Genomic DNA, 26,648 nt, shown 5'->3' on the forward strand with positions numbered 1-26,648 from the left:
CTTCTCCTTGGGTTACGCCTTGGCGGAATCAGGCGCAAATGCCCGACCAGCCTGACGCTGGCGCGGGTTTGTCGGTTTGAACGCGGGGAGCATCACCAGTTGATGCCGGAAGGACAGGGCGAGGGTGCAGAACACCAGGAATTCGGCGGAGCGGTAGTTGGGAATGACGTATGCCACGTAGTTGGTCACGGCAAACAGGCCGATAATCACCAGCGCACTGGCGCGCAATTGCGCCGTGTGGTTGGCGGTCACGGCGCGGTACTGTTTGAGCAGCGCTTCGCCGAACAGCAGAATCAGTGTGCTCAACTGGATCACACCGCCGTTGAGCAGGGTTTCCATGTAGCCGCTGTGGGCGTTGCCGATGTAACCCCAGCGCGTAATGAACGCGTCGGCATCGGGACTGGCCCAGAACGCGCCGAAGCCATAACCCTTGAGCCATTCCTGCTCGACGAAGGGTGAAAGCAGTTCCCAGATCAGCGTGCGGTCCGTCAGCGACGGGTCGCGACCAGCGATTTCCAGCAGCCAGGCAACGTGGTTGTAGAGCAACAGGCCCGCCAGCAGAAACAGCGCCGTGCTGGCGAAAAACAGCGCCTGCGAGCGGTGGATGCGCAGGCGGATCAGGGTCAGGAAATACCAATAGCTCACCGTGCCGAACACCACCAGAGCGACGCCGGTCGCCGACTGCGCGAGCAGAATCGCCACCAGCGAACACAACGCGCAGAACAGCGCGCGGCGGTTACCCTGGCGGATCATCGGCAGCAATAACAGGATGGCCACGGCATTAAGCCGCGCCCCGGCATTCTTTTCGGCAAAGATGCCCTTGAAGGCGCCGTCACGGATGCCCCCTGAGAGGAACGCGACGTCAGGCATGACCACCGCCAGTATCAGCCCGATGAACGCTGCGGCGCCGATCGCACAGCCGAGCATGAAGACGATCTTTTCCAGCGGGTAGTTCCAGGCAATGAAGCCGGCAAAGAACACCACGCCGAGCAGGGCGATCACCCGTTTCAGGCTGAGCATCGGATCGTGGGACCAGCCGATCGAGGCGATCACACAGAGCAGAAACAGCAGCAGAAAGAAGTTGCTGCGGTAGAAGGTTTTGCTCAGGAACACCTTGTTGCGGATAAAGAAAAACAGCGGCACCAACAACGTCACAAGCCCACAGACCTGGTTGGCGACGCTGCCTTCGAGGTCTTTGTCGACGTCGCCGAAGCTGAACCCGCTGCCCAGCCCGAGGGCAAAGGTGATCACCTGGATGTAAAACAGCACGCCGAACAAGGCGAAGCCGTCGCGCAATGTCGAATATCGGATCGTCAGAGTGCTCATGATGTGGCGCTCCCAAGCATCGCCGTGAGGTAGGTCTGCAAGGCGCGGGTATTGGCGAACCGGGCCGCCGCCTCGAGCCGGGTATCACGCTTGAAATGGCGCGGCGTGTGGAGCTGCAGGCCGATCGCCTGCGCCAGCGCAAGTGCGTCGTCGACCTCGACCAGCGGTGCCACCAGACCATTGATAAGAATTTCTGCCGGGCCGTGAGGGCAGCGAGTCGCGACCACTGGCGTACCCGTGGCCAAAGCCTCGACCAGCGCATTCGGGCTGCCCTCGAAGCGTGACGACAGGACAAAACAATCGGCAGCGGCGACTTCCGCCAGCGGATCGGCGGTGTAACCCGGCAGATCGACACGCTCGGCGACGCCCAGCTCACGGGCCTGTTCCAGCAACTGCGGGCGCAGCGCACCTTCGCCAAAGATGATCAAACGCACGCCGGTATCCGGTAGCGCGGCCAGCGCGCTGATCAACGTGTCGAAACCTTTTTGCCGGGCCAGACGGCCCACGGCAACGATCACCGCACCGGACTTTTCCAGCAGCCAGCGGTGACTGGGGCGGCCCGGGCGCTTTTTGTAGAAGTCGTCGTCGAGCACCGGATTGTCGGCAGTGGTCACGTCCTGGCGGCGCGCGATGGTGGTATCGACCAGATCCTGGGCGACGCCTTTCGACACGCAGATCACCGGGTTAGGAATCAGCCGATACAGCAGCGGTGCCGCGCTGTAGGCCAGCCGCACCATAAAGGCTGGATTGACGTGTTTGTCGTGGGAAAACGCGTTGCGTTCGCTGACGTGCAGGCGCGCCAGCGTGCCGGACAACAGCGCGGCGGCGATCGCCACGACGTTGACGTGAGTCAGCGCCGCCAGTTGCGCATCGAAGCGATTGGCGCGCAGAAACCGTGCGAGTGCCGGAATCGCGCGAACACTGCGCGGGCTATGCAGTTCGACAGTCTTGACGCGCGGGTCGAGATATTTCGCGTTGATGCCGCCGCCGGTGAGCAGGAGCAGGGTCACGTCGTTGTCCGCGTCGACCAGCGCACCGGCCAGGCGCGTCATCATTTTCTCGGCGCCGCCGGCACTGAGGTCGTGGAGAATGATCAGGAATTTTTTCATTGATTCCATACCTGGTAATACGCCTGCGCCGCGTGCTGGCTGGTGTAGGGGCGCAAGGCTTCGGTCAGGGTGTGTTCGTGGGGCATCGCGTCATCGCGCGAGGTCAGACTTTGCAGCATTCCGTCAGCCAGTGCCGGCACGTCGTTGACCTTGACCAGCAGGCCGAGCTGGCCGTTGTCCAGCAGTTCTCGGGGCCCGGTTTCGCAGTCGCTGGCCAGCACTGGTGTGCCCAGCGCCAGTGCCTCGATCAGCACGGTCGGCATGCCTTCGTGGGTCGAGCTGAGAATGAACAGTCGCGCGTTTCTGAGCAGCGGATAGGGATTGCTCAGGTAACCGGTGAAGTGCACCCGTCGTGCGATACCCAGGCGTTGCGCCTGCGCTTTGAGTGCGTCGCGCATCGGCCCGTCGCCGGCGATCACAAGGTCCGGCAGCGTGCGTTGTTGCAAGGCCAGGGCGTAGGCAGCGAGCAACAGGTCAAAACCTTTCTGCTGTGTCAGGCGTCCCAATCCCAACCAATAAGCCTCGGGCAACCCGGCGAGTAATGGCGCCCGTGAGGCCTGGAACAGTTGTTCGGTGATCACCGCGTTCGGGCAATAGCTGATGCGCTTTCGGCCCCATGGCAACAGGCCGACCAGCGACTGGCGCAACGCCGTGGAGACCGTGACCACTTTGCCGCTGCCGCACAGGTACAAGGCGTACAGCAGGCGCAGGCTCGAAGGATTGGTTTTCTGCTCTTTGCAATCGAGGGCAATGTGTCGGCTGTAGATGACTTTGCAGGCACTGCCGAGCGTGGCGAACCAGGTGCAGACGTTGGCCTGCTCCTTGGCGGAAATCAGGTGGGTCACCTGCTCCTCACGGATCAGCCGGCGCAACAGCACGATCGAGCGGAGCAGGCCGGTGATGCCGTTGCCGCCGCCGCTGTGGTGGCGTTGATTGCCCTCGGTGTCCGGGGTTTCGCCGTTCATGACGAAGAAACTCACGCGCCGGCCATCCTTGAGGAACTGCTCGGACAGCCGCTGCTGCACCCGCTCGACGCCGCCACCGGATTTGAAATCCTTGAGAATGAACAGAATGTGCATGGTCACTCCCCGACACTGATGGCGACTTTGCGCCGTGCGAGCAGGGCCAGCAGGTGCAGGAAGTTGCTCGGGTAATCGATGAGGTAGCGTTTGATCGTGTGCGGCTCGCGGTACATGCGGTAGAACGCGCGCAAGTGCAGGCGATTGATCAGCGCCGGATAGTATTGCCGCGAGGCCAGCGCTTCCTGGCGAATGAAGCCGCCGCAGGTGAAGGCAACGCCTTGAAAACCTGCGCGCAGCACGTCCTGTTCGAACTGCTCCTGCAACCCGGCGCCGAGGCCAACAATCAGAATGTTCGCTTCGCTGCGGCAGATGTCGGCGTGCAGCGCCGCAGCCTCGGCAACGTTGAAATAGCCGTTGTGGTAACCGGCAATGCTCAGCCGTGGATACAGGGTCTGGATCTTGCGCATGAACAGCTCAAGTTCGCCTTGCCGGGCGCCGACGAAGTAAACCCGTTTGCCCAGGCGCTCGGCGCCGCCCAGTACCTGGTCGGCGATCGAGGTGAAGTCGAAGCTGACCCGGCCGATGGTTCTGCCGGTCACCCGTGACATGAACGAGGACATCAGCATGCCGTCGCAAAAATAGGTGATGGCGCCCGAACGCTGCGCGAAGACGCTGCTGATCGAGGCAAAGTTGATGAACGAATAGGCCTGGTTGGCCTCGAGCAATTGTGGCGAGTAGTGCCCGACCAGTTCGAGTTTCAACATGGCGAGGCTCCCGTCAGATCACAGAGTGGGTCTGACGACCCACAGAGACGTAGGTGAAGCCGCGTTTGCTCAACCGTTGCGGATCGAACAGATTGCGCCCGTCGAAAATCAGCGGTTGCTTGAGCCGCGCGCTGAGCACGTCAAAGTCCGGCGCGCGAAACGCCTGCCACTCGGTGACGATGATCAGCGCGTCGGCATTTTTCAGTGCCGCTTCCTTGGTGCCGGTCAGGGTCAGGTCATCGCGCGAGCCATAAATGCGCTGCGCCTCTTCCATGGCTTTGGGGTCGAAGGCTTGCACGCTGGCGCCGGCGCGCCACAGGGCTTCCATCAACACGCGGCTGGGCGCTTCGCGCATGTCGTCGGTGTTGGGCTTGAAGCTCAGCCCCCACAGGGCGAAGGTCTTGCCGCTGAGGTGGCCGTCGAAGTGGTTGAAAATCTTGCTGTAAAGCGTGGTTTTCTGTTCCTGGTTGCGCGCCTCGACGGCCTTGAGCACGCGGGCGTCGAAGTCGACACTGGTGGCGGCGTGGATCAGCGCTTTCACGTCCTTGGGAAAGCACGAGCCGCCATAGCCCGGGCCGGGGTAGATGAATTGGTAGCCGATGCGCGGATCGGAACCGATGCCATGACGGACCTTCTCGATGTCGGCGCCGAGGCTTTCGGCGAGGCAGGCCATTTCGTTCATGAAGCTGATCTTGGTCGCCAGCATGCAGTTGGCGGCGTACTTGGTCAGCTCGGCACTGCGCACGTCCATGACGAGGATTTTTTCGCGATTGCGATTGAACGGTTCATACAGTTCCCGCATCACTTCTTCGGCACGCGCGCTGTCGGTGCCGATGATGATCCGGTCCGGGCGCATGCAGTCCTCGACGGCGCAGCCTTCCTTGAGAAATTCGGGGTTTGAAACCACATCGAAGGTCAGATCGCTGCGGTCGTTGTCGGCCAGCACCTGCTCGATATGAGCGCGCACCCGGTCGCCGGTGCCGACCGGAACGGTGGATTTGTCGACGATGATCTGGTGGCGATCCATGTTCAGCGCGATGGTGTGCGCCACGCTCAACACGTATTGCAGGTCCGCTGAACCGTCTTCGTCCGGTGGAGTGCCGACGGCGATCAACAACACGTCGCCGTGGTGTACAGCGTCCGCCAGATCGGTGCCGAAGCGCAGCCGACCGCTCTGATAGTTGTCACGCACCAGGCTTTTCAGACCCGGCTCGTAGATCGGCAGAGTGCCTTCCTTCAAGGCCTCGACCCGGGCGACGTCAACATCGACGCAGAGCACACTGTGCCCGACCTCCGCCAGTGCAGCGCCTTGGACAAGGCCAACATAACCAATACCGAATACGCTCACATTCATGGTCAAACCTCAGGTCGTCATGACCGGTTATCAACGGACGGGCAGGGAGCAGGCAGCGGTGGAGCAGGGGTCAGTAGATGTTTTTCGAGAACAGCGTGAAGGGGGTCTTGAGGAGGATTTTCAGGTCGAGCCACAGCGACCACTGGTTGATGTAGTTGAGGTCCTGGGCGACGCGCAGCTGCATCTTTTCCAGCGTCTCGGTTTCGCCGCGATGGCCGGTGATCTGCGCCAGCCCGGTGATGCCCGGTTTGAGCCGATGGCGGGCCATGTAGGCGCGCACCTTGCCGGTGTAATAAATGTTGTGGGTGACGGCATGTGGGCGCGGACCGACCAGCGCCATCTGCCCGAACACCACATTGAACAACTGCGGCAATTCATCGATGGAGCTGCGCCGCAGGAAGTGGCCGATCGGCGTGAGGCGGTTATCGTTGCGAGTGGCCTGGCGCACCTCACGGTCGTCGTGAACGTGCATCGAACGAAACTTCCACACCTTGATCACTTCGCCGTTGCAACCGTGACGGTTCTGCTTGAACAGCACCGGGCCTGCGGAGGTCAGCTTGATCGCGGTCGCCACCGCCAACAGCAACGGGCTGAGCAGCACGATCGCCAGCGCGGCGAGGCTGCGCTCGAACAGGTCCTTGCACAACAGGCTGGCCGGATGCGAGCTGATCAGGCTTTCGTTGAGGTAGATGGCCGGCATTCGCTCGATTTCCGAGATCGAATGGTTGAGCAGTACCATGCTGCCGAAATCCGGAATCCACACCACGTCGACATTGACGTCCAGCAGATCGATGTACAGCGCCTCGATGGTCGCGGCATGCGCCATGTTCAGCACGATGTACACGCGGCGCACTTCAAGACGCGCGATGATCTCGCGGATCGCATCAACGCGGCCGAGCAGCGGCAGAATGCTGGGCGCGGGGCCGCTGTCATCGGCGGCAGCGACAAAGCCCAGCACCAGCGCACGATTGGGCGTGGAGAGCTTTTTCGCCAGCTCATGCGCGGTCGGGCAGGTGCCGATGATCACCGAGCGGCGCTCATTGCATATCTTGCGTGAGTACATGCGGGCCAGGTAATGCAGGGGTAGAAAACTCGCCGCCTGGACCACGAAACCCAACACCGCCCAGAGGATGATCACCTGGCGTGAATAGATCGCGCTGGTCTGCGTGACGAAGGCAATCGCCGCCAGCACCGCCAGTAGAATCAACCAGCCGGCCAGCAGTCTGCCGAGTCCGACCACCAGGCCATAGCGTTTGTGATATACGCGCATCACGCTGTAAATCGGCACTGAGCCGAGCACAGCCAGGATGATCAGGATGCGGTATTCGCTGGTCAGGTAGCCGACGCGCCAATACACCAGCAGCACCAGCAACGAGGTGGCCAACAGCAGCGCGCACGACCACTGGCCCCAGAAGGTCAGGCCGCGGCGTTGCGTCATATGAGCGGTATAGAGCGGAGTCATGGGCTTGACCTCAAGGCAGCAGTAATGCGTCAGCGCTGAGCAGGCAGACACGAGGTGTCTTCCCGCTGGCTTTTCCGTGGCTCGGCAGAGGTGAAGCGAGTTGTGTTTGGGCAGAAGGGGTGCAGCGGCAGGCGCGGGCGCCCGGTGTTACCTGGGCGCGAAATCGTAGTTATAGAACGCCCGGGAGTGGTGATGGCCGTATTTGCGCGCCTTGCGCAGGTCGACCTGGTTGAGCACGGTACCGAATACCGGCACATGACTCTGTTGCAACATGGCGAGGCCGCGCTGGACCTGACTGATTGGCGTACTGTCGGCCTTGACTACGTAAATGACCGCATCCGAATGCTTGGCCAGCAACAGCGCGTCGCTGATCATTTCTGCAGGCGGCGAATCGATGATGATGTGCCGGTAACGCGAGCGCAGTGCTTCGAGCATGCGCGCCATGCGCGGTGAACTGAGCAAATCCTGCGGCGGTGGTTGCAGCGCGTTGGGCGGCTCGGCAGGAGAGGGCAGACGTGGCGCGGCGAGGGAATCGCGCGCCGACGGCATGACCTTGCCCGCCAGTAACATGTCCAGATTGCCCACCGAAACGATGCAGTCTTCAAGCCTGGCGGTGCCGGCAATCACGTTCGCCAGGCCGGGGCTGTCCGGCGGGAAGTCGAAATTCTGCGACAGCGTGGGCTGGCGCATGTCGGCATCGATCAGCAGTACCCTTTCCAGCGGTGCCAGCGAGCTGGCGAGATTGTTGGCGATGGTGCTTTTGCCTTCACCGGCCACCGTCGAGGTGATCAGCACCACCTGCGAAGGCAATTCATTGCTTTGCAGCATCAGCCAGGTGCGCAGGTTGCGGATCGTCTCGGAGAAGCGCGGGTTGTCGTTGTCTTCGAACAAACGCGCCAGTTGCCGGCGATTCTTCTTCATGACCAATGGCACGACGCTGAGCAGCGGGATGTTCAGCGCGCTTTCGATCGACTCGTCGGTTTTGAAGGTGTTGCTCAGGCTGTCGAACAGCAGAGCCAGGGCCACACCGATGACCGCCGCGACCAAGGAAACGATCGCCACGATCAAGGTTTTGCGCGGTTTGCTCGGGTCGACCGGAACAATGGCCGGGTCGACGATGCGCACTTTGGTCGAGTCCATGTCGGCGGTGGCGGTGGTTTCCTTCAGGCGGGTGACGAAGGTTTCGTAGAGCGCCCGCGAGCTGTCGACCTCACGCTGGAACTCGCGCAACTGGAATTCCTTGCGGGCAATGTCCTGAATCTGCGCCTTGTTGCTGTTGAAGGACTGACGCAGCGAAGCCTCACTGGCAGTAGCGAGCTGGTATTGCCGCTCGATCCCGGCGACGACCTGTTGCACCTGCAATTGCAGGCTGGTGGTGGCGGTGCGCAATTCCGACTGCGCGGACAGCAGGCTCGGGTGTTTCGGCCCATAGCGGCCCGACAGTTCATCGACCTTGGCTTGGGCAAGGGCGCGGTCTGCCTGGAATTTCTGCACCAGGGGGTTACTCAGGACGGCGGGCACGCTGGACAGTCTGCTCAGATCACCGTTGCCCAAGGCTTTGGCCTGCCGATATTCACTTTCAGCTTCGGCGCGGTTGCGCCGCGCGTCGACCATGCGATTACCGGTCATTTCCAGTTCATTGGCGCTGATCGTGGCGACACCGCCAACGTCTACCAGACCTTGTTCTTCGCGGTAGCCCTGGAGCTTTTTCTCGGCGGCGCGCAAGTTGTCACGCAGCTTGACCAGCCGGGTGTTCATCCACGCCGTGGTGGTTTGCGTGGACTTTTCACTGGTGTCGAGCTGGCTGTCGGTGAAGCCGCGGGCCAGCGCATTGGCCGCGGCCGCCGCTAGAACCGGGTCCGGCAGTTCGACCTCGATTTCGAGCAATTGGCTCTTGCCGACAAACTTGACGCTGGTGTGCAGCATCAGGTTTTGCGTGACCTGGTTGAACACGTCTTCTTCGGTGACCGCCGGTTTTTCCGGCAGCCAGCGCTCCAGACCGAGCCCCGGTAACCACTTGTCCAGATCGACAGCCGCCAGCCATTCGCGTGGGGCGAACCACGACTTCGGTTGCTGGCGCGGGTCGGTGACCGGGTGGGTGGTCAGGCCAAGTTTTTTCACCGCGCGCTCGGCCAGATCCCGTGATTGCAGGAGCGCCTGTTGCGTTTGCAGATAGTCGGTGGTGTTGCTGTTGGAGTCCTTGACCTGCTGGAAGGACATCAGCGGCGGGCTCTTGTCGTTGAACAGCAGGGTGGTGCTGCCGATGTATTGCGGGGTGATGTTCGAGACCACAATGGTCGCCAGCAACCCGCTGACCAGAATCAGCCAGGCGATACTCCATTTTGCACGCCAGATCACCCGCCAGAGTTTCAGCAGATCCAGGGTGTCCTTGTCTTCGCTGTGCTGTTGATGCGGCTGCACGTGCGCTTGCAAAGGACGTTCGACGTAGGTGCCAAGGCTGTTGTCCATGATCAGAAGAACCCTTGTGCAATGGAAATGGTGTCGCCGGGGGCAATCGTGGTGCTGCGCGTCACGTTATCGGTGTCGGTCGCGCCACTGGCGCCACGCAAAATGGTGACGCGCTTGATCGAGGCCCGCTCGGTCAGGCCACCACCCAAGGCAATGGCTTTCTCCAGTGTCAGGCCCGGCACGAACGGATAGCTGCCGGGCTTTTTCACCTCGCCATTGATGTAGAAGGAGCGGTACTCGATCTGACTGAGGCTGACTTTCGGGTCGACCAGGTAGCCTTGTTTGAGCCCGTCGACAATGATTTTTTCGACCTGGCTGGGGGTCAGCCCCTTGGCGGAGATTTCGCCGAGAAAGGGGTAGGAAAAGGTGCCGGCGTCGCTGAGCCGGATCTTTTTCAGGCTCAACTCCGGCTCACCGAAGACGATGATGCGTAATACATCGCCGGCGGCCAATTTGTATTGCGTGCCGGGATCTGCCGCGTAGGCAGTCGATGCCGCAAGCAACGAGAACGACAGGACAAGTGCGGATGTGTTCATGTCGAAACCCTCTTAAAGGCTGACGTTGAAGCTGATCTGAAACACGTTGCGGGTGAAGCTTTCGTTGTCGGCATCGGAATCGTTGTCGCGGAAGCGATAGCCGACTTCGATGTCCAGCCAGCGGCGCATCGCATAGATCACCGCGAGGTTGTAATCCTGAAAGTCGTCGGTGCGGCTCTGTCCTTCGTAAACGTAACGGCCGAGCCCGGCCTGGGCTACGGTGGTAATTCGCTCCGTCCAGCCGTGCCGCCAGCCGACCTGGGTGAAGGTCGACTTCACGGCCTCCGCGCCATCGTCGCCCTCGGCCAGCGCCTGGCGCGCGACAAAGGTAAACGTCGAATACGTGCGCGGTTTCCATTGCAGATCGACTTGCCAGGTGGGGTTGTCGAGGTCATTGGATTGGTTGCTGTCGAAGTTCTTTTTTTCATAACCGACGCGCACTTTGCCCGTCGTGCGTGCCGTGAAATCCCAGACGGCACCGGCGAGTACGGCGTCCGATACGCTGCTGCGCGGACTGTTCGCCTGCTTGTAGTCGAAGTCGGTGTGGTCATATTCGAGCAAGCCTCGGGTGTTGCTGCCGATGCGGTGGTACCAGGTGCCAGTAAGGGCAGTGGTGTCGCGTTCCTTGTCGGCATTGATGCCATCGCCATTGTCGTAGCGCAGTTGCGCGTAATTGGCGCCGATGTCGATCTGGTTGTCTGCACTTTTGGCGCCGAAGGTATAAAGCCCGCCAACCCGTTTGTTGTTGAGTTTGTCATTCACCCCCTCGACCGCCGTCGACTCGGTGCGCTCCCATTTGCGATATTCGGCGTCAAGCTTCAAACGATGGCGGTCGGTGAACTCCATCACGCTCTCGGCACGCACTCGTTGTGCTGTGTTCGAGGCATCCGAATCGTCGTGATAGATGTACCGCGTCGGCTGCCAGATCAATCGCGTGGCGCTATTGCGATCTTCAGCCTTGAGCTCGAAGGAGGGCGCCAGTTTGGTGATCATCGAGGACTGCTTGTTGTCTTCCACTTCGCGAAAGTTGTCGTCGTAACTTTCTGAAAAAACGAACGTCGGCGTGAAGTCGAATCCATAAACGTTTATCGCTTGTGGGTCGGTGCTCCAAGCCATTCCCGGGTAGAAAGAGGCCATGATCAGTGCAACAGGGCAGCGTGATTTCCAGGCCATGTCATGGCTCCTGAGAAATGGCAGGTGAGACAAGCAGTCATTTGTACGATTGGAAGTTGTGCTGTTGTCGTTGAATAACGCTAAGCGGCAAGCACACAGGCTGCTCGCGGTTGAGAAACTGCAGAAGCAGTAACACCCGATCGTTGCCTTGTAACGCCTGGAATACACCCTCGAGTGGTGAGAGCGGGCCGCTGATGATCCGCAGTGGCTCACCGGGTTCGAGTCGTCCTTGCACATCCGAATTCGATTCCAGGCAGCGTTCGCGCAAGTGCTCTATGACATGCTCCGCTACTGCCGCGGGACCATGATTGAACTCGACAATCCGGCTGACGCCACGGGTCGAGCGCAACGGTGCCCAATTGTCAGTGCCGCTGAGCTGGATAAACAGATAACCGGGGAATAACGACTCCATCACGCGCTGTCGTTTCCCGCGGATAACGCGCTCAGTGAAGAGTTGGGGATGAAAGACCACGTAGTGTTGCTGGAGCAGGTTGAGGTGTGCGCGCTCATCCTGACGTGGTTTGCATTGCAACAGATACCAATTGGGTTGATCCGAGCTGATTGCTGGCATGCGTGTAAACTCTTTGATGTTCGAGAAGTTTAGGGCAGGCAGAAGCTCTATTCAGGGCCGTGCAAAGACAATTGGCAGGGGATGTTTTTATTATTATGTAACGTTGATGTGTTTCAACAATGAATCACTTGTGCGGCGCCATGTAGGCTGAACTTTCCCAAAGACAAAGCTACCGCACAGTCTGCATGTTCGCAGTGTTTATGTTAGGTCGCTAAGTGGTTAGCTCAGGAACTTTTTGGAGCGAAGGAGAAGGGATTCGCGCCACGTTCAGCTAGACGTTGATAGTTATCGGCCAGTCTTCGCAGTCTGTCAAACGATCCAAGTCAAAAAACACGCCATTTGTCGACTAGCGAGTCCCGTTTCGGCTATGTCATTGTTTATACGATGTTTTTAATTTGACGTTCCAATGTGTCTGGTTTTTTTACACTGATCGGCAAGGCAGATTGCTAAGATCCTCCAGCATTGAGTTGCTGCAAAATTCTTCTAAGCTACGGACTGCTTCTGTCGCGTGACGTTATAAATCACCGCCTATTCGATTGAGAGGAGCAGGCACTATGACCGTTCTTGTGACTGGCGCCGCGGGCTTTATCGGGTATCACACGGCCCAACGAATGGCTCAACAAGGTCAGCAAGTTATTGGTATCGACAACCTCAATAACTATTACAGCGTCGAACTTAAAGGTGCGCGATTGAAACAACTATGTGAACTGCCGAATTTCGAATTTCGACGGATGGACATAGTTGATAAACCGGCACTGATGGCATTGTTCGATCAATATCGTTTCACCGAAGTTATCCACTTGGCCGCGCAGGCCGGTGTTCGTTATTCGCTGGACAATCCGGATGCTTATGCGCAGTCGAATCTGGTGGGTTTTTTGAACGTACTGGAAGCCTGTCGTTTTCACCAACCGGCGCATTTCATCTACGCATCAAGCAGTTCGGCGTACGGCGCTAACAGCGAACTGCCTTATAGTGTCGACAACCCGGTCGAACGCCCGGTTTCGCTGTACGCAGCGACCAAACGCGCCAACGAATTATTAGCCAGCAGCTATTGCCATCTCTACGGATTGAAAGCCAGCGGGCTGCGCTTTTTTACCGTTTATGGGCCCTGGGGCCGACCGGACATGGCGCTGTTCAAGTTCGCTCAAGCGATCCTGCAGGGTGAGCCGATCGATATTTATAACAACGGCCAGATGGCGCGGGACTTCACTTATATAGATGACATTGTCGAAGGTATCGCATTGTTGCGTTGCAAACCGCCGGTAGCGGAGAAGGAGGGCGAGGGCGTTAACAAACTGTTCAACATAGGCCGCGGCCAACCGATAGCTTTACTGGATTTTGTCGAATGCCTGGAAAAAGCATTGGGCGTTAAAGCACAGTACAATTTTTTACCGCTGCAAGCGGGTGATGTTGTCAGTACATGGGCCGATGTGTCGGCACTTGCACAATGGACAGGCTTTTCTCCACAGGTGGATGTTGCAGATGGCGTGTCCCGATTTGTCAGGTGGTATCGCGATTATTATCAAATTTTGTCCTGATAATTGAATGAGCTGAAAGGCTGATGCAGGGTGGATAAAGCGAGATTATTGATAGCTACACTAAATGACCGTTTAGTTGAGCTAACAAAAAACCTATCAACAACGTGGGAGCAGGCGGTGATCGAAGCTAAACCCAATGCACAAGACGTCATCAATGCACTGGAACTCGTAGCTCACGTCGAAGGCGGCTATTTCCGCCGAACCTATCAATCCGACCACCGCGCCAGCGTTGAGACCAGCACAGGGCCGCGCTATCTGCTGACGTCGATCTTCTACCTGTTGACTGAGCAATCACCGGTTGGACAGTTTCATTTCAACCAGTCCGACATCCTGCATTATTTCCATCTGGGCGATGCCATCGAATACAGCCTGATCCATGCAGACGGCTCATTGCAAACGCTGGTCATGGGCAGCGACATTCTTGCCGAGCAACTTCTGCAATTACACGTACCAGGTGGCATATGGAAAGCTTCGCGCTTGCTCAATGGCCCGCACGGATTCGGATTGATCAGCGAGGCGGTTTCGCCAGGATTTGATTTTGCTGACATGGAGATGGCTGATCGAAGAAAACTCACTGCGCAATCTCCGCAGCATCGTGCGCTGATTGAAAAGCTGACGCGGGACGAAGGCTAAGCAGTGCAGATTTCAATATCGAGCAGTGGATCTACGGAGCGTGCGCTGAGGCTTTGCAGCAGATTCAAATGCCGCGTACATCGTGGCTGCGTCGTAATACTTTGTTACGTGTAATGTATATTATGTTAAATCATGGATGCGAATAGCCTCAGGTTTCAGATATCACATCCACCACTCCCAACCTCTCAGTCTAAGCAACGCCATTCGTTTGCAGCTTCAACAACCAATGTCTCTCGGTAGTCCATCCGATAAAAACCTGAGCACCTTCGCTTGCTTGGCGAGCCTCGGTCAACGGTGTGCCAGAAGCTGCTACTCGCAATCCTCTAATCGCCGGCAGGAACCTTTCACGAAATGCACTAGGCTGAGTCGCGAAATGAGCTTCGATTCGTTCAATCGCGAATTGCATTTCTGCCTCATCGAGCATCGCTAGATAAAACACCATCTGCCGCCACGCGTACGCTGTATTTTTGATCATCACCAGGCTGGAGTGATAAAACCTCAACTTCATCTGCTGGCGTATGCATATCCACCTGAAGCATTCCTCGGCCATCGAAGCCAGGCGATCCTGCAATAGCGCTTTCAACCCAAGCTCACCGAATAAGAGCGAGAGGTTTTGTGTCGTCAGGATCTGTTGTTGCTCAATGATTTTCCCGTTAGTCGCCGGTCGCCATGTCCCCAGGCCCTCATCAGCGCGCTGGGAGCACAATCTGGCCAATGCGTCCCTGGTACTAGCGTCAGCCCTGGAGAACTTTTTGCGCCTGGATTTCGGTTGATCAGGAAGCATCGCCAATTGGCTTGCATCAATGTCGTAGTAATTGGCGTATAGCGTGCCACCTGTCAAAGATGCCGCCTGCCTGGCAGCTCTTATGTACTTGTTCGAGAAAGCGCCCATGAAAATGTCCGAGGCGACTTCTTCCACAAAAGGCAGATCCAGCTTGGCCATCGCCGCAAGCGCGGCAAATTCCTGAATCAGTTTGTTGGGCAGGATCGCTTGAGGAAAAGCACAAAGGGTCATTGCTGCGGATTCGATCAGGACCTGTCTGGCTGCGTCAGCGACCACCGAGTCCGTTTTACGCTCGACTTCAACAGCCGCCACCCACGGCAATTCATTCATCCTGACCTGACTTTGCAGATCCAACAGCAACAATGATCGGCGTTGTCGAAAGGCGCGATAGGTTGCTACAGAGAGCATCCGCAGCGACATATCGCGAAATCCTGCACTGCAGATCTCAGCTGTTATCGCTGGCAGCAGCCGCGCCACGGTATCCCCGGATGTAATCAATCCCTTCTCGATCAACTCGGCAATTGTGCCCTTTCGACACCGCTCGACGCGTCGACGAATATCAGGAGGAATGCCGATACCTGTTAACAGCGAATATGCGGTCGCTTCTTCGCAGGTAACGGGTTGCAGCAGAGATGAAAAGTCGGAAACTCCGTCCGAACCGGGATACCTGCTCAGACGTGCGGCAACCGCTTTAGCAAATAGATGGTGACCGGGTGCGGACACGTGACTACGTTGAGAGTCTCTGTGCTTTTGATGAGATTCGGATTCGGGATGACCATGCTTGCGTACGAAATCGTCGACGATCCTGCGAATTCGTCCGACTTGCCGTCCCGTAAGCGACGCCACATCGCTTGCGCAACTCCCCAGCAGTGCAAACAACTCCCCTGCCCGATCCCTTGAGCTTTCAGCTTCACCTGAAGTGCTGGGGCAAGAAGCATCGAACTGCCGCTTCAGAATATTCGCCTGCTCAAACCAGCCCTCGGGGTACCGGCGACAAGGCCAATTATCCTGATACGTTAAAAGGAACAGCGACACCGCCGAATCGTAAAGCGGTAAACGAGTTTCAACGACATGCTTCTGCACTGCCACGCGCGCCTGTGCCGGGCGATTTGAAAGCACGGCCCTGACATCACCGACAGTAAAAGCCTGCACTTGCCCTGAAGAAAGCGGCAAACCGTCAGAAGCCATCGGAAAGAATCGCAGCTGTTCAAAGAAAGGCGCTATCGCTTCAACCAGGTCCCATGCACTCTCTGTACGTTGCTGCCCCAGCAACCAGGCCACGGTCAGCAGTGCAGCCTCTTCGGGCACCTCGATTCGATAATCCCCGCTCGCCAGCTTCGTTTGCAGTACCTCGATCCCCTCCTCCGTAAGGTGCCAAGTGTTGAGATCGAGTCGCTCGAAGCCAGGACGGATACCAGGAATCGAAGCAGCCAACTGTCGCTCGTACTCGGTCAGTGCACCGCCGGCCAAGAACCGCCCAGTGGCGAAACCTCCAGTGACGACTTCCAGCGTGACCCACTCAGGCACATCCGCGAATGGAGTTCGTGAGCCATACGACGCCGATCCCTGCAATATGTGCTCGATTACATTGCGCCAGCGCTCGATGCGCTTGCTCGTCTGTGCGTCATTGTCGAGGCCCGGTGCAGTGAGTGCTCGAGACAGTTGAAAGGCTGCATAGCCGGCACCTATGCCGGCGTTCGCATTCGATTCCCTATCGTCCCTGAGCATGAGTCCTTCCGAGCCTGCGATGTTGTGGGTCCGGGGGCTGGATTCGAACCAGCGCCCACCCGGTTAAGAGCCGAGTGTTCTACCGCTGAACTACCCCGGAACAGAGCGCGGATTGTCCACGAGCGTTGAACGATTGTGAAGATCGAAAACATTGCCGCTTGTGAACCTGAACGGTCGCACCGGCGTCGCGAACCAATACTCCGGGAGCCGAAGACTTTATTTCGGGTTGTGGGATTGTCAGTCAGTTTAGCGCTACTGTGCGGAATCGATTACTTCGCCGTTCCAGTAGCAATTGTACGCGCCGGAGCGGCCGCGATTGAGACTGCACTCAAAATACGTTTGAGCTCGATCCCCAGCGCCTCCCCTTCTGATTCAGCCCCGATTTGCCAAGCTCCGACCCCATAGTCCGCATGATAGGTCGGGCTGACAAGCGACATTACTTTGTCTGCCCGAGGTATCAGCAGCAATGAAACGTCAGGCTTGATGCCCTTCCACTGGAGACTATCGTGATAAATGTGCGCTGACTCCATTGCATCCAGGAAAATCCGCGTGAGTATTCGAACTGGCATGTTCAACCCTGACGAAGCGAAATATGCGAATGGCGCCTTGGTGGAGTATGGGCAAAAAGATCGAGTCGAATATCGAGATGCCGGGAGATCAGGCTTGGTAAACGTCCGCTTCGGGTCGAAAACAGTCGCTCCCACCCGAAACGCCCACGGAGAATTGGCTCATGAAAACCGCCGTAATATCCGACACTCATAATCTCCTCCGCTCTGAAGCCACCGGCGCGCTCCAAGGCTGTGACCTGATCATCCACGCCGGCGACATTGGCAACCCAGACATCCTCGCCCGATTGTCCCAAATTGCTCCCGTCCACGCCGTGCGTGGCAACAATGATCTAAGCAGCCCATGGGCCAAAGACCTCCCCGACCTTCTGACCTGCACGCTCAACGGCTGGCACACCCTCCTAATCCACGACATCGCCGACGTCCCCGCCGATCTAGATCCAGACATAAAGCTCATCATCACCGGCCATTCCCATAAACCGCGCATCGAATGGCGCGGCGATCGTCTATACGTGAACCCTGGTAGCGCCGGCCCTCGGCGTTTCAAATTGCCGATCACGCTGGCAATTCTCGAGATACAACCCGACAGCATCGAGCCGCGCCTGATTTCCCTGCTGGATCCCCCCGCCTGAAATCGCTACGGTTGCCGCGATCCAGAACAGGGAATCCACGCGTGGTCTGCAGCGCGACAGTGGTAGCTCAAGTTGCTTCGACGCTTTTCAATGAGCATCATGAAAACTCGACAAGGAGACGTCTCTCATGCCCGAACCAATACTGCATCTGATGGCAGGCAAGATTGCATCCGGCAAATCGACATTGGCCAAGTCCTTGGCATCCGATCGTTCGGCCATTCTGCTCAGTGAAGATTATTGGCTCTCACAGCTCTACCCTGATCAGGTCAAAACAGTGCTCGATTACGTACGGCTTTCGCGTCAGATCCGGAAACTGGTCGGCACGCTTGTCGTCGATGTGCTGAATTCTGGCGTGACCGTGGTTTTGGATTTCCCAGCTAATACTCCAGAAGACAGGCAGTGGTTATGCGGTTTGGCTGACGCTGCTGGAGTTTCTCACTGTTTCCACTACGTCGAACTGGATGATGAGACCTGTCGGGCCAGGCTACATCAGCGCAATGGCCGCGCCGAGCATGAATTTTCGGCGACTGACGCTGAGTTCGGTTAGGGGGTAATTTGCGTTCAATCAGATTGAGCTCTTCCTTCCAATATCTCAAACCCGTCATCAACGGGGGCATACCCGACAACTTTTTTGCTCTGATCTATAGAGAGACGCTTATATCGGTTATCTGAGACCCCATGGATAACGTGAAAACCCTTCAGCTCGGCTTCAACGCAATTATTGAGAAGTGCGACAACATCTCTAAAACTGATGAAGGCCGCAACGTCTCTGTGACTGTGGGTTTGCCCTTGTTGAAATTTGGCTACGTTGGCAATACGGACTGCGATGGTCGTCATCTGTCCATCGTTTGCATACATCGAAGCCAAAGCTTCTCCGAACGCCTTGCTGACTCCGTAGAGATTGCCTGGTTTAGGTGCCATGCATTCCTGGATCTGAACATCCGTTGGATATCCCTCAATCACTTGGGCACTGCTTGCAAATATGAAGCGCTTGCAACCTTGTGCATTTGCGGCGAAAAGCATGTTGTAAGTGCCCACGATGTTCACTGAAAGCAGTGAGTCCATGAAATCGGCGTCTGGGTCAGGGTCAGCGGCAAGATGGATGACGGTATGGATACCTTCGCAAGCTCGAAGGCAACTGGCTTGATCCCTGACATCCAGAGCGAAACGCTGTGCCGAATCCGGAAGTTGAGTTACGTCTAGATCGGCCAAACGCAAATCGGATTTATCGTCGCGCTCTTGCCAAAAAGCAGTGCCGATCTTCCCTGCCGCACCTGTGACGAGGATTTTCCTTGAGCTCATTTCGGCATGTCCTTGTGGTAAATGTCACGCCAGCCTCCCAGCCTTGTGATCGGTTTACAACCACCGATATGAGCTTGCCAAGAAAAGCTGTTTCGCCTCGGCATGGAGCCACAGAAAGGAGGCTGGATACCTGCTCTGCGACGCCATGGGCGATGGCTCAGGATTGCGAGAACCAGATTCTGGCCTCGCTTGACACGCTGGGCGCAGGATACCGGCGCCATGGCAATTGTGCCGTCCATGAAACAGCCATCATTGAACAAGGAGCGGTCCTTAAAGGCGCAATTGCGGCCACATATGCGCGTGCCGCGTCTGGGACTGATTGACCAGTTTGCTCACGATTAAACGTCGGAGCGCCACTGGCTCAGCCTAGCCTCAACCCTGCCAACCTGCGCACAAACGCCTGCGTCGACGGCGTCTGCTTCAACGGTTTCCTCTGCAACAACCCCAACGACCGCTGCTGCGGCTGTTCAACCTGCAAAACCTCCACCTCCGCATCAACACGCAAAAACCTCGTGGCGCTGGCCGGCAACAACGTAAACCCCAACCCCGCACGCACCAGCGCCGCCGCCGTGCTCATGTGCGCAACTTCCCACGAACATTCAGCCTTCACACCCAACAACGCCAATGCCGCATCCGCCAGCGGACGAATGCTGGTGTCCGGGGTCAGCGCTATATAAGGCAGCGACTGCCAGCGCTCGTCAGAGCTACCCGCCAGAGCATCCCGGCGCACCAGCAGCACCAGGTTGTCGTCCATCAGCGCTTCGAATTCCAGTCCGGACAGATCCTCTGGGCGCGACGTTATGCCCAAGTCGACTTCGCCACTTTGCACCCAATGGCTCACCTCCCCCGCGCGCCCATCGCGCAGCGATACCTGCACGCCGGGAAATTCGCGCATGAACTCTGCGATGATTTCCGGCAGAAACGACGCAGCCGCAGTCGGTAACGCTGCCAAGCGAATGCTGCCGCGATTGAGATTCAGCGTTTCGCGGGCATCGCGAACAGCGTTTTCCATGTCGCGGAGCATCGCTTGGGCCTGGGGCAGGAAGTGTTCGCCGGCCGGGGTCAGTTCGACGCTGCGGGTGTTGCGCGCCAGCAGTTGCAGGCCGATGGTGTCTTCGAGCTTGCGGATGATGTAGCTCAGCGCCGGTTGCGAGACGTGCAGTTTCTCTGAGGTGCGGGTAAAGCTTGAGGTCTCGGCGATCAGGATGAACGCGCGCAGCTGGCGGAAGTTGATGTCCATGCTCGACCGATAAAATTAATGGATTAATTTTTAGAATATTTAAAATTTACAGAACAATCCAACGCTCGCATGATGGCCGCGAACACATGCCGAGTCCGACGCAATGACAACAACAATTCATATCGGTTGTGGCGCAGGTTTCGCCAATGATCGCCCCGACGCGGGTTTGCGCCTGGCGCAGGATCTGGCCAGCCGCTGCGGCAAACGCTATCTGATGTATGAACTGCTCGCCGAGCGCACCCTCGCCGAGGCGCAGCTGCGCAAACAGGCTGACCCTGAAAGCGGCTATGCGGCGCGTTTATTCGACTTTCTTCGCCCGGTGCTCGATACCTGCATTGACGCTGGCATTCCTATCATCACCAATGGCGGCGCGGCCAATCCACGCGCTGCAGCCCAGCGTTTGCGCGTCGAACTGGGCGCACGCCACGCAAATCTGAAGATCGCCTGCGTGCTCGGCGATGACTTGCTGCACGTCGAACAGCAACGTCTTGAGCAGTGGCTGGACCTCGATGTTGCGCAACACGATGTGGTTTCGGTGAACGTCTATACCGGCGCCGACGGCATCACCCAGGCATTGAATGACGGCGCCGGCATCGTCCTCTGCGGTCGGGTTGCTGACCCTTCGCTCGCGGTGGGTCCGATCCGCCATGGTCTCGGCTGGGCGGCGGATGACTGGGAGAAAATGGCCATCGCCACAGCTGCCGGGCATCTGCTGGAGTGCTGCACGCAGGTCACCGGCGGCTATTTTGGCCATCCTGGCATCAAGGACGTGCCCGATCCGGCGCGTTTGGGCTGTCCGATTGCCGAGATCAGTGCTGACGGCACGCTGGTCATTACGAAAGCGGCTGGCTCCGGCGGTTGCGTGACCGAGCGCACCGTCAAAGAGCAATTGCTGTACGAAGTCCACGACCCGCGCCGTTACCTCACGCCGGATGTGGTGCTCGACCTCGGCGAAGCCGGCGTGACCACCCTCTCCCCCAACCGCGTGGCCATCAGCGGTATTCAGGGCCACCCGCGTCCTGCACAGCTCAAGGGTTTGGCGGGCCTGCGTGGCATGTGGTTTGGCGAGGCCGAGATTTCCTATGCCGGCCCCGGCGCGGTCGATCGGGCGAAGCTTGCCCGCGACATCCTCCTGCAACGCTTCGATCAACTGGCCCCGCAAGTGCAGCCGTGGATCGACATTGCTGGCGTGGCCAGCCTGTTCAACGATGCCCGTGGCGACTACCTCAACCAGTGTCTGGCGCAAGCGCCGCAGGTGGCGGATGTGACGGTCAGGGTCGGTCTGGTACACAAGGATCGCGCTCAGGTCGACCTGCTTTTAGCCGAGGTCGAGTCCCTTTACACCAACGGCCCGGCTGGCGGTGGCGGCGTTCGCCGGCACTTGAGCGAGTCGATTGCCACCCACGGTTTTCTGATTGCGCGCGATGAAATCGAGACGCGCCTGGAGTGGTACTGATGACTGCACTTGTCACGCTTGCTGATTTCGCCCACGCCCGCGCCGGTGATAAAGGCAATATCCTCAGTGTGGTGGTTCTGCCGCTGGACGCCGCGCATTACGACTGGCTCAAGCGCGAGCTGACCGCCGAGCGCGTCGCCGAGCAGTTCGCCAGCCGCCGGCCTTCACGCGTTCAGCGTTATGAGATCGATACGCTGCAGGCGCTGAATTTCGTCCTCAACGATGCGCTCGAAGGCGGGGTGAATCGCAGTCCGGGGCTCGACCGCCATGGCAAAAGCCTGAGCTACCTGCTGCTGTCGTTACGCCTGCCCGCGCCGGGTTGAGCGCTCTCCTCTGACAGGTTTTACCGGGCCGTCGTATCAGGCCGAATCGCACAATAAAAACAATACCGAGATGCCATATCCATGATCACTGCACTGGGTTTTCTCATGATGTTCAGCATCATCGCGCTGATTTTGCTCCGTAGAATCAGCCCGGTGGTGGGCTTCACCACAATCCCCGTCGCCGTCTGCCTGCTGGCCGGTTTCGCGCCGCCGCAGATCGGCGATTTCATCAAGAATGGCTTGATCACCGTGGCACCGACCGCCGCGCTGTTTCTCTTTGCCATTCTGTATTTCGGCATCATGCGTGATCGTGGCCTGTTCGATCCGCTGGTGAATTTCCTGATCCGGCGTACCGGTGGCAAGCCGTTGGCCGTGGCGTTGGTCACGGTTTTGGTGACCGCTGTGGTGCACCTGGACGGCGTCGGCGCGGCAACGTTTCTGCTGACCATTCCGGCGTTGCTGCCACTGTACAAACGCCTGAACATGAGCCCGAACACGCTCTTGCTGTTGGTCGGCACGACCGCAGGCGTCGGCAACATGGTGCCGTGGGGTGGCACCACCGCGCGCGCAGCCGCCACCACCGGGCTTGACGCAACGGCGCTGTGGATGGGGCTGATTCCGGTGCAACTGGTGGGCTTCGCCTGCCTGCTGTTGATTGCCGGATGGCTCGGTTTGCGTGCGCAGCGTCGGTTGCCGAAATCCTTGGGCGCTGCGTCGAGTTATGACGCCGCACTGGCCCAGCCTGAAGAACGTGAGCACGCGCTGTCACCACGGCAGTGGCGTTACTGGCTCAACGTTGCCCTGACCGTCGCCATCCTCGCCTGTCTGTTCAGCGGTATTTTCCCGTTGTACGCCTGTTTTATGGTCGGCTTGGGCATTGCGCTGCCGCTTAACTTTGCTTCGTTGGAGGCGCAGACCGATCGCATCAAGGCGCATGCGGCCGACGCGCTGCAAATGGTCCTGGTGATGATGGCCGCCGGCGTGCTGCTCGGCGTGTTGTCCGGGGCAAAAATGTCCGACGGCATGGCCCTCGCGCTGATCGACGCCCTGCCCCATGGCTCTGCGCAATATCTGCACCTGATCATCGGTGCGTTCGGCGTGCCGTTGGGGATGATTTTTTCGCCCGATGCCTACTACTTTGCGTTACTGCCGGTGATTCGTGATGTGGCGGTCGCTGCCGGCGTGCCTCTCGAAGCAGTCGCACGGGCAATGTTGATCGGCGAAAACACCGGTTTCGCCATCAGTCCGGTGGTGCCCAGTGTGTACCTCGCTCTGGCGCTGGCCGGGGTCGAATTGCGCAAGCACATCATGTACACGTTTTTCTGGGCGTGGAGCGTCAGCCTGGTGATGTTGGTATTCGCCGTGCTCAGCGGCGCGATCCCTACCTGAGGTCAATCCGGCTCAATAGACGAAACCATGGCCCAGCTCGCTCTCGATCCACTCGAGAAAGCGCCGAACCCGGGGAAACGTCGAATGCGCCTTGGGAAACACCAGATGATGGGCGGCCACCGCAGCACTCAGTGCTTCGGGTGCCACTTCTACCAGCGTGCCGGCCGCCAGATACTTTTGCGCCAGCAAGGTGCTTTCCAGGGCAAAGCCGAGCCCGTGACTGGCGGCTTCCAGCGACATATAGGAGCGGTCGAAGCTCAGCGCATAAGGCCGCTCCGGGCGCGCCAGGCCGTGCTGGGCGAACCACTGCGGCCACTTCAGCAGGGTCGCTTCCGACAGAATCAGATCATGATCGAGCAGGTCCGCCGCCGCGCGCACCGGTCGTTGCGCGAGCAGCTTCGGTGACGTCAGCACGGCGAATTTTTCATTGCGCACGGTGCGCACCTCGTAGCTCGGCCAGTTCGGCGTGCCATGGCGGATGTCGACGTCGATCTTGTCGCGGCTGAAATGCAGCGATTCATAGGAACAGGACAGGTTGATCTGAATGTCCGGATGACTGGCGCGAAATGCTTCCAGGCGTGGCATCAGCCAGAGCAGGCCGAAGCTCGGCGATGAGTGCAGCCGCAGGCAATCGAGGCTGACATCGCTGGCCGCGCGTTCGGTGGCCACGGCCAGACTGTGCAGAATCCCGGAAACCTCTTTCAAATACTGCTCGCCCACCGGCGTCAGCGACACACCACGCGCAGCGCGCACGAACAATTGCCGGCCGATCATGCCCTCGAGTTTGGCCAGTTGATGGCTGACCGCTGACGGCGTCAGGTCCAGCACTTCGGCGGCGCGGGCGACGTTGCCGAAGCGCGCGGTTTGCTCGAAGGCCTGAATTGCTCTCAGCGGTGGCAGGATCACAGGGGCATCGGAATCGGTGCGCATGGCGGCTCCGTTAGATTTTTTATGGTTTTTCGGCTGCTCGCATTCAATCACTCGCCAGCCGGGTTGACGAGTGCTGAATTTTTTTCAGCATTGAATGACGTTCGCGTTATTGCTCGACCCCGCCCCGGAGGACAAGCTGAGTCATCGGTTCTTCACGGATCGACCCAATAAAAACAATTTGAGGGACTCCTCCATGCTTCTTCAAGGCAAAGTCGCAATCATCACCGGTGCCGCATCTGCCCGTGGCATCGGTCGCGCTACCGCAATCACGTTTGCGCAACACGGCGCACAGGTGGTGATCCTCGATCTGGATGCCTCCGCCGCCCGCGATGCCGCGGCGTCCCTGGGCGAAGGTCATCTGGGCCTGGCTGCCAACGTCGCCGATCAGGCACAGGTGCAACACGCCGTCGCTGCGGTGATCGAGCACTTCGGGCGCATCGATATTCTGGTCAACAACGCCGGCATCACTCAGCCGCTGAAAACCCTCGAAATCGGCCATTCCGATTACGACAAGGTGCTCGACGTCAGCCTGCGCGGCACCCTGCTGATGTCGCAAGCGGTGATTCCGCTGATGCGCCAGCAGGCCTCGGGCAGCATCGTCTGCATGTCTTCGGTGTCGGCGCAGCGCGGTGGCGGGATTTTCGGCGGCCCGCATTACAGCGCGGCAAAGGCCGGTGTGCTGGGGCTGGGCAAAGCCATGGCCCGCGAACTGGGGCCGGACAATATTCGCGTCAATTCCATCGCCCCCGGTTTGATTCACACCGACATCACCGGCGGCCTGATGCAGGATGACCGCCGCCACGCGATCATCGATGGCATTCCGCTCGGCCGTCTCGGTGAGGCGCAGGACGTCGCCAACGCGGCGCTGTTCCTGGCCAGCGACCTGTCCTCTTATCTGACCGGCGTCACCCTCGACGTGAACGGCGGCATGCTGATTCACTGACAACGCCTGGGCGGGCCTGCGTGGCCCGTGCGGTTCTGGATCGATGACGCAGCCGGGCCTGAAGGCCTGGCGGTCAATAAAAACAAGAGATCAGACCATGACTACCCTGTCGCTCGAAGCGGTTTCGACCGTGCGCTCTTCTGCCTATCGCAAAACGGCCTGGCGGCTGATGCCGTTCCTGATGCTGTGCTACCTGTGCGCCTATCTGGATCGGGTCAATGTCGGCTTCGCCAAGTTGCAAATGATGAACGATCTGGCCCTCAGCGAAACCGTCTATGGCTTGGGCGCCGGCGTGTTCTTCATCGGCTATTTCCTCTGCGAAGTACCCAGCAACATCATCCTGCACAAGGTCGGTGCGCGCGTCTGGATTGCGCGGATCATGATCACCTGGGGCATTGTCTCGGCGCTGTTCGCCTTCGTCGAAACCGCGTGGCAGTTCTACGCCCTGCGCTTTCTGCTGGGGATCGCCGAGGCCGGTCTGGCGCCGGGCCTGTTGCTTTATCTGACCTACTGGTTCCCGTCCTACCGGCGTGCGCGCATGACCGTGTTGTGGTTCATCGCCATCCCGCTGTCCGGCATGGTCGGCGGCCCCCTCTCCGGCTGGATCATGAACCATTTTGCTGGCGTGCATGGCTGGGCCGGCTGGCAGTGGATGTTCGTCCTCGAAGCGGTGCCTACCGTGCTCGTCGGCCTGCTGGTGCTCAGCTATCTGAAGGACGGCGTGCATCAGGCGAACTGGCTCAACGATGACGAAAAAGCCCTGATCAGCCGCGAACTGGCGGAAGACGACCAGCAAAAAGTCACCCACGCCTCGGTCGGCGAGTTTATCCGCGACCGGCGGTTGTGGTTGCTCGCCGGGATCTATTTCTGTGTGGTGATGGGCCAATACGCGATCACGTTCTGGCTACCGACCCTGGTGCGCAATTCAGGGGTATCCGACCCGCTGCACATCGGTTTCCTCACCAGCCTGCCGTACCTCTGCGCGATTGCCGCGATGCTGCTGGTCGGCCGCAGTGGTGATAAGCACCGCGAACGCCGCTGGCACCTGATCGTGCCGATGATTGCCGGAGCCATCGGTTTGAGTCTGGCGGCAATGATGGGCGGCAACTCGACCCTGTCGATCCTCAGTCTGTGCCTGGCGGCTTCGGGGATTCTCTCGGCAACCTCACTGTTCTGGATGCTGCCCACCACGCTGCTCGGCGGCGTGTCTGCCGCTGCCGGCATCGCTGCGGTCAACAGCTTCGCCAACCTCGCCGGTTTCTGCTCGCCGTATCTGATTGGCTGGATCACCACCCTGACCGGCTCCAGCGCCATCGGCATGTACCTGATCACGGGCGTGTTGTTCGCCGGCGCCGCGCTGGTGCTGCGCATCCCTGCCGCCCTGGTCAATCGTTGAAT

At 58.9% G+C, this 26,648-nt stretch carries 23 protein-coding genes and 1 tRNA gene; 9 read left to right on the forward strand and 15 right to left on the reverse strand.

The features are described 5' to 3' along the window. Positions 1-12 precede the first annotated feature (12 nt). The 10 genes from V6F91_RS05895 to rfaH all read right to left on the reverse strand — a co-directional run bounded on the left by V6F91_RS05895 (position 13) and on the right by rfaH (position 11,786). Positions 13-1,326, reverse strand: a complete 1,314-nt coding sequence (locus tag V6F91_RS05895) for an O-antigen ligase family protein (RefSeq protein WP_332763001.1) — start codon at positions 1,324-1,326, stop codon at positions 13-15. Beyond that, a complete protein-coding gene (locus tag V6F91_RS05900; RefSeq protein ID WP_332763002.1) occupies positions 1,323-2,435 on the reverse strand; it encodes a glycosyltransferase in 1,113 nt (370 codons plus the stop codon). The genes V6F91_RS05895 and V6F91_RS05900 overlap by 4 nt, the downstream gene beginning before the upstream one ends. Next, positions 2,432-3,514: a glycosyltransferase gene (locus V6F91_RS05905; RefSeq protein WP_332763003.1), complete on the reverse strand. Its 1,083-nt coding sequence runs from the start codon at positions 3,512-3,514 to the stop codon at positions 2,432-2,434. Before V6F91_RS05905 ends, V6F91_RS05900 begins: the two co-directional genes overlap by 4 nt. Before the next feature lie 2 nt (positions 3,515-3,516). Further along, a complete protein-coding gene (locus tag V6F91_RS05910) occupies positions 3,517-4,221 on the reverse strand; it encodes a WecB/TagA/CpsF family glycosyltransferase (protein ID WP_332763004.1) in 705 nt (234 codons plus the stop codon). 13 nt (positions 4,222-4,234) lie between these two features. Continuing rightward, the gene (locus V6F91_RS05915; protein ID WP_332763005.1) at positions 4,235-5,575 is read right to left on the reverse strand and encodes a UDP-glucose/GDP-mannose dehydrogenase family protein; all 1,341 of its coding nucleotides are present in this window, start codon (positions 5,573-5,575) and stop codon (positions 4,235-4,237) included. 70 nt (positions 5,576-5,645) lie between these two features. Then, the gene (locus V6F91_RS05920; RefSeq protein ID WP_332763006.1) at positions 5,646-7,037 is read right to left on the reverse strand and encodes an undecaprenyl-phosphate glucose phosphotransferase; all 1,392 of its coding nucleotides are present in this window, start codon (positions 7,035-7,037) and stop codon (positions 5,646-5,648) included. 147 nt (positions 7,038-7,184) lie between these two features. Continuing rightward, entirely contained in the window at positions 7,185-9,506 is a 2,322-nt protein-coding gene (locus V6F91_RS05925; RefSeq protein ID WP_332763007.1) for a GumC family protein, read from the reverse strand. Positions 9,507-9,508: 2 nt separating this feature from the next. Further along, positions 9,509-10,042: a polysaccharide biosynthesis/export family protein gene (locus tag V6F91_RS05930; protein ID WP_332763008.1), complete on the reverse strand. Its 534-nt coding sequence runs from the start codon at positions 10,040-10,042 to the stop codon at positions 9,509-9,511. 12 nt (positions 10,043-10,054) lie between these two features. Then, positions 10,055-11,215, reverse strand: a complete 1,161-nt coding sequence (locus V6F91_RS05935; protein WP_332763009.1) for an outer membrane beta-barrel protein — start codon at positions 11,213-11,215, stop codon at positions 10,055-10,057. A gap of 37 nt (positions 11,216-11,252) precedes the next feature. Next, a complete protein-coding gene (gene rfaH, locus V6F91_RS05940; protein ID WP_332763010.1) occupies positions 11,253-11,786 on the reverse strand; it encodes a transcription/translation regulatory transformer protein RfaH in 534 nt (177 codons plus the stop codon). 554 nt (positions 11,787-12,340) lie between these two features. On the opposite strand from rfaH, the gene V6F91_RS05945 reads away from it, so the two are divergent. Beyond that, positions 12,341-13,324 (forward strand): SDR family NAD(P)-dependent oxidoreductase, encoded by a 984-nt coding sequence (locus tag V6F91_RS05945; protein WP_332763011.1) that lies wholly within the window; start codon positions 12,341-12,343, stop codon positions 13,322-13,324. 117 nt (positions 13,325-13,441) lie between these two features. After that, on the forward strand, positions 13,442-13,957 hold the full coding sequence (locus V6F91_RS05950) for a cupin domain-containing protein (protein ID WP_332763012.1): 516 nt from the start codon (positions 13,442-13,444) through the stop codon (positions 13,955-13,957). A gap of 190 nt (positions 13,958-14,147) precedes the next feature. Here the strand turns inward: V6F91_RS05950 and V6F91_RS05955 are convergent, their stop codons facing one another. Together V6F91_RS05955 and V6F91_RS05960 are read right to left on the reverse strand one after the other, a co-directional pair. Next, a complete protein-coding gene (locus tag V6F91_RS05955) occupies positions 14,148-16,469 on the reverse strand; it encodes a hypothetical protein (RefSeq protein WP_332763013.1) in 2,322 nt (773 codons plus the stop codon). A gap of 25 nt (positions 16,470-16,494) precedes the next feature. Then, positions 16,495-16,569, reverse strand: a tRNA-Lys gene (locus V6F91_RS05960). 630 nt (positions 16,570-17,199) lie between these two features. On the opposite strand from V6F91_RS05960, the gene V6F91_RS05965 reads away from it, so the two are divergent. Together V6F91_RS05965 and V6F91_RS05970 are read left to right on the forward strand one after the other, a co-directional pair. Then, entirely contained in the window at positions 17,200-17,667 is a 468-nt protein-coding gene (locus V6F91_RS05965; RefSeq protein ID WP_332763014.1) for a metallophosphoesterase family protein, read from the forward strand. A gap of 127 nt (positions 17,668-17,794) precedes the next feature. Then, a complete protein-coding gene (locus tag V6F91_RS05970; protein WP_332763015.1) occupies positions 17,795-18,214 on the forward strand; it encodes an ATP-binding protein in 420 nt (139 codons plus the stop codon). 14 nt (positions 18,215-18,228) lie between these two features. On the opposite strand, the gene V6F91_RS05975 is transcribed toward V6F91_RS05970, so the two are convergent. Together V6F91_RS05975 and V6F91_RS05980 are read right to left on the reverse strand one after the other, a co-directional pair. Then, positions 18,229-18,969 (reverse strand): NAD(P)-dependent oxidoreductase, encoded by a 741-nt coding sequence (locus tag V6F91_RS05975; protein WP_332763016.1) that lies wholly within the window; start codon positions 18,967-18,969, stop codon positions 18,229-18,231. A 361-nt stretch (positions 18,970-19,330) separates the two neighbouring features. Then, complete coding sequence (locus tag V6F91_RS05980) at positions 19,331-20,209, reverse strand: LysR family transcriptional regulator (protein ID WP_332763017.1); 879 nt, start codon at positions 20,207-20,209, stop codon at positions 19,331-19,333. Positions 20,210-20,312: 103 nt separating this feature from the next. Between V6F91_RS05980 and V6F91_RS05985 the strand changes: the two genes are divergently transcribed. The 3 genes from V6F91_RS05985 (at position 20,313) to V6F91_RS05995 (ending at position 23,377) form a co-directional block, all read left to right on the forward strand. Further along, positions 20,313-21,665 (forward strand): acyclic terpene utilization AtuA family protein, encoded by a 1,353-nt coding sequence (locus tag V6F91_RS05985; protein ID WP_332763018.1) that lies wholly within the window; start codon positions 20,313-20,315, stop codon positions 21,663-21,665. After that, positions 21,665-21,988 (forward strand): AtuA-related protein, encoded by a 324-nt coding sequence (locus V6F91_RS05990; protein ID WP_332763019.1) that lies wholly within the window; start codon positions 21,665-21,667, stop codon positions 21,986-21,988. The genes V6F91_RS05985 and V6F91_RS05990 overlap by 1 nt, the downstream gene beginning before the upstream one ends. A gap of 81 nt (positions 21,989-22,069) precedes the next feature. Further along, on the forward strand, positions 22,070-23,377 hold the full coding sequence (locus V6F91_RS05995; protein ID WP_332763020.1) for a citrate:proton symporter: 1,308 nt from the start codon (positions 22,070-22,072) through the stop codon (positions 23,375-23,377). A gap of 12 nt (positions 23,378-23,389) precedes the next feature. Here V6F91_RS05995 and V6F91_RS06000 read toward each other — a convergent pair whose 3' ends face one another. Then, positions 23,390-24,307: a LysR substrate-binding domain-containing protein gene (locus V6F91_RS06000; RefSeq protein WP_203417900.1), complete on the reverse strand. Its 918-nt coding sequence runs from the start codon at positions 24,305-24,307 to the stop codon at positions 23,390-23,392. A gap of 193 nt (positions 24,308-24,500) precedes the next feature. Here V6F91_RS06000 and V6F91_RS06005 point away from each other — a divergent pair, with 193 nt between their 5' ends. Together V6F91_RS06005 and V6F91_RS06010 are read left to right on the forward strand one after the other, a co-directional pair. After that, positions 24,501-25,250 carry an SDR family NAD(P)-dependent oxidoreductase gene (locus V6F91_RS06005; protein WP_332763021.1) on the forward strand — a complete coding sequence of 250 codons (750 nt, stop codon included), beginning with the start codon at positions 24,501-24,503 and terminating at the stop codon, positions 25,248-25,250. A 97-nt stretch (positions 25,251-25,347) separates the two neighbouring features. Next, the gene (locus V6F91_RS06010; RefSeq protein ID WP_332763022.1) at positions 25,348-26,646 is read left to right on the forward strand and encodes an MFS transporter; all 1,299 of its coding nucleotides are present in this window, start codon (positions 25,348-25,350) and stop codon (positions 26,644-26,646) included. Positions 26,647-26,648: the final 2 nt, after the last annotated feature.

It is taken from the genome of Pseudomonas koreensis (assembly GCF_036668835.1).
In the GTDB taxonomy this organism is placed as follows: Bacteria; Pseudomonadota; Gammaproteobacteria; order Pseudomonadales; family Pseudomonadaceae; genus Aquipseudomonas; species Aquipseudomonas koreensis_I.

What these genes read in the sequence shown, in the direction of transcription:
- V6F91_RS05895 (WP_332763001.1), bottom strand. Translation starts at nt 1,326, where the DNA reads ATGAGCACTCTGACGATCCGATATTCGACATTGCGCGACGGCTTCGCC.
- V6F91_RS05900 (WP_332763002.1), bottom strand. Translation starts at nt 2,435, where the DNA reads ATGAAAAAATTCCTGATCATTCTCCACGACCTCAGTGCCGGCGGCGCC.
- V6F91_RS05905 (WP_332763003.1), bottom strand. Translation starts at nt 3,514, where the DNA reads ATGCACATTCTGTTCATTCTCAAGGATTTCAAATCCGGTGGCGGCGTC.
- V6F91_RS05910 (WP_332763004.1), bottom strand. Translation starts at nt 4,221, where the DNA reads ATGTTGAAACTCGAACTGGTCGGGCACTACTCGCCACAATTGCTCGAG.
- V6F91_RS05915 (WP_332763005.1), bottom strand. Translation starts at nt 5,575, where the DNA reads ATGAATGTGAGCGTATTCGGTATTGGTTATGTTGGCCTTGTCCAAGGC.
- V6F91_RS05920 (WP_332763006.1), bottom strand. Translation starts at nt 7,037, where the DNA reads ATGACTCCGCTCTATACCGCTCATATGACGCAACGCCGCGGCCTGACC.
- V6F91_RS05925 (WP_332763007.1), bottom strand. Translation starts at nt 9,506, where the DNA reads ATGGACAACAGCCTTGGCACCTACGTCGAACGTCCTTTGCAAGCGCAC.
- V6F91_RS05930 (WP_332763008.1), bottom strand. Translation starts at nt 10,042, where the DNA reads ATGAACACATCCGCACTTGTCCTGTCGTTCTCGTTGCTTGCGGCATCG.
- V6F91_RS05935 (WP_332763009.1), bottom strand. Translation starts at nt 11,215, where the DNA reads ATGGCCTGGAAATCACGCTGCCCTGTTGCACTGATCATGGCCTCTTTC.
- rfaH (WP_332763010.1), bottom strand. Translation starts at nt 11,786, where the DNA reads ATGCCAGCAATCAGCTCGGATCAACCCAATTGGTATCTGTTGCAATGC.
- V6F91_RS05945 (WP_332763011.1), top strand. Translation starts at nt 12,341, where the DNA reads ATGACCGTTCTTGTGACTGGCGCCGCGGGCTTTATCGGGTATCACACG.
- V6F91_RS05955 (WP_332763013.1), bottom strand. Translation starts at nt 16,469, where the DNA reads ATGCTCAGGGACGATAGGGAATCGAATGCGAACGCCGGCATAGGTGCC.
- V6F91_RS05965 (WP_332763014.1), top strand. Translation starts at nt 17,200, where the DNA reads ATGAAAACCGCCGTAATATCCGACACTCATAATCTCCTCCGCTCTGAA.
- V6F91_RS05970 (WP_332763015.1), top strand. Translation starts at nt 17,795, where the DNA reads ATGCCCGAACCAATACTGCATCTGATGGCAGGCAAGATTGCATCCGGC.
- V6F91_RS05975 (WP_332763016.1), bottom strand. Translation starts at nt 18,969, where the DNA reads ATGAGCTCAAGGAAAATCCTCGTCACAGGTGCGGCAGGGAAGATCGGC.
- V6F91_RS05980 (WP_332763017.1), bottom strand. Translation starts at nt 20,209, where the DNA reads ATGGACATCAACTTCCGCCAGCTGCGCGCGTTCATCCTGATCGCCGAG.
- V6F91_RS05985 (WP_332763018.1), top strand. Translation starts at nt 20,313, where the DNA reads ATGACAACAACAATTCATATCGGTTGTGGCGCAGGTTTCGCCAATGAT.
- V6F91_RS05990 (WP_332763019.1), top strand. Translation starts at nt 21,665, where the DNA reads ATGACTGCACTTGTCACGCTTGCTGATTTCGCCCACGCCCGCGCCGGT.
- V6F91_RS05995 (WP_332763020.1), top strand. Translation starts at nt 22,070, where the DNA reads ATGATCACTGCACTGGGTTTTCTCATGATGTTCAGCATCATCGCGCTG.
- V6F91_RS06000 (WP_203417900.1), bottom strand. Translation starts at nt 24,307, where the DNA reads ATGCGCACCGATTCCGATGCCCCTGTGATCCTGCCACCGCTGAGAGCA.
- V6F91_RS06005 (WP_332763021.1), top strand. Translation starts at nt 24,501, where the DNA reads ATGCTTCTTCAAGGCAAAGTCGCAATCATCACCGGTGCCGCATCTGCC.
- V6F91_RS06010 (WP_332763022.1), top strand. Translation starts at nt 25,348, where the DNA reads ATGACTACCCTGTCGCTCGAAGCGGTTTCGACCGTGCGCTCTTCTGCC.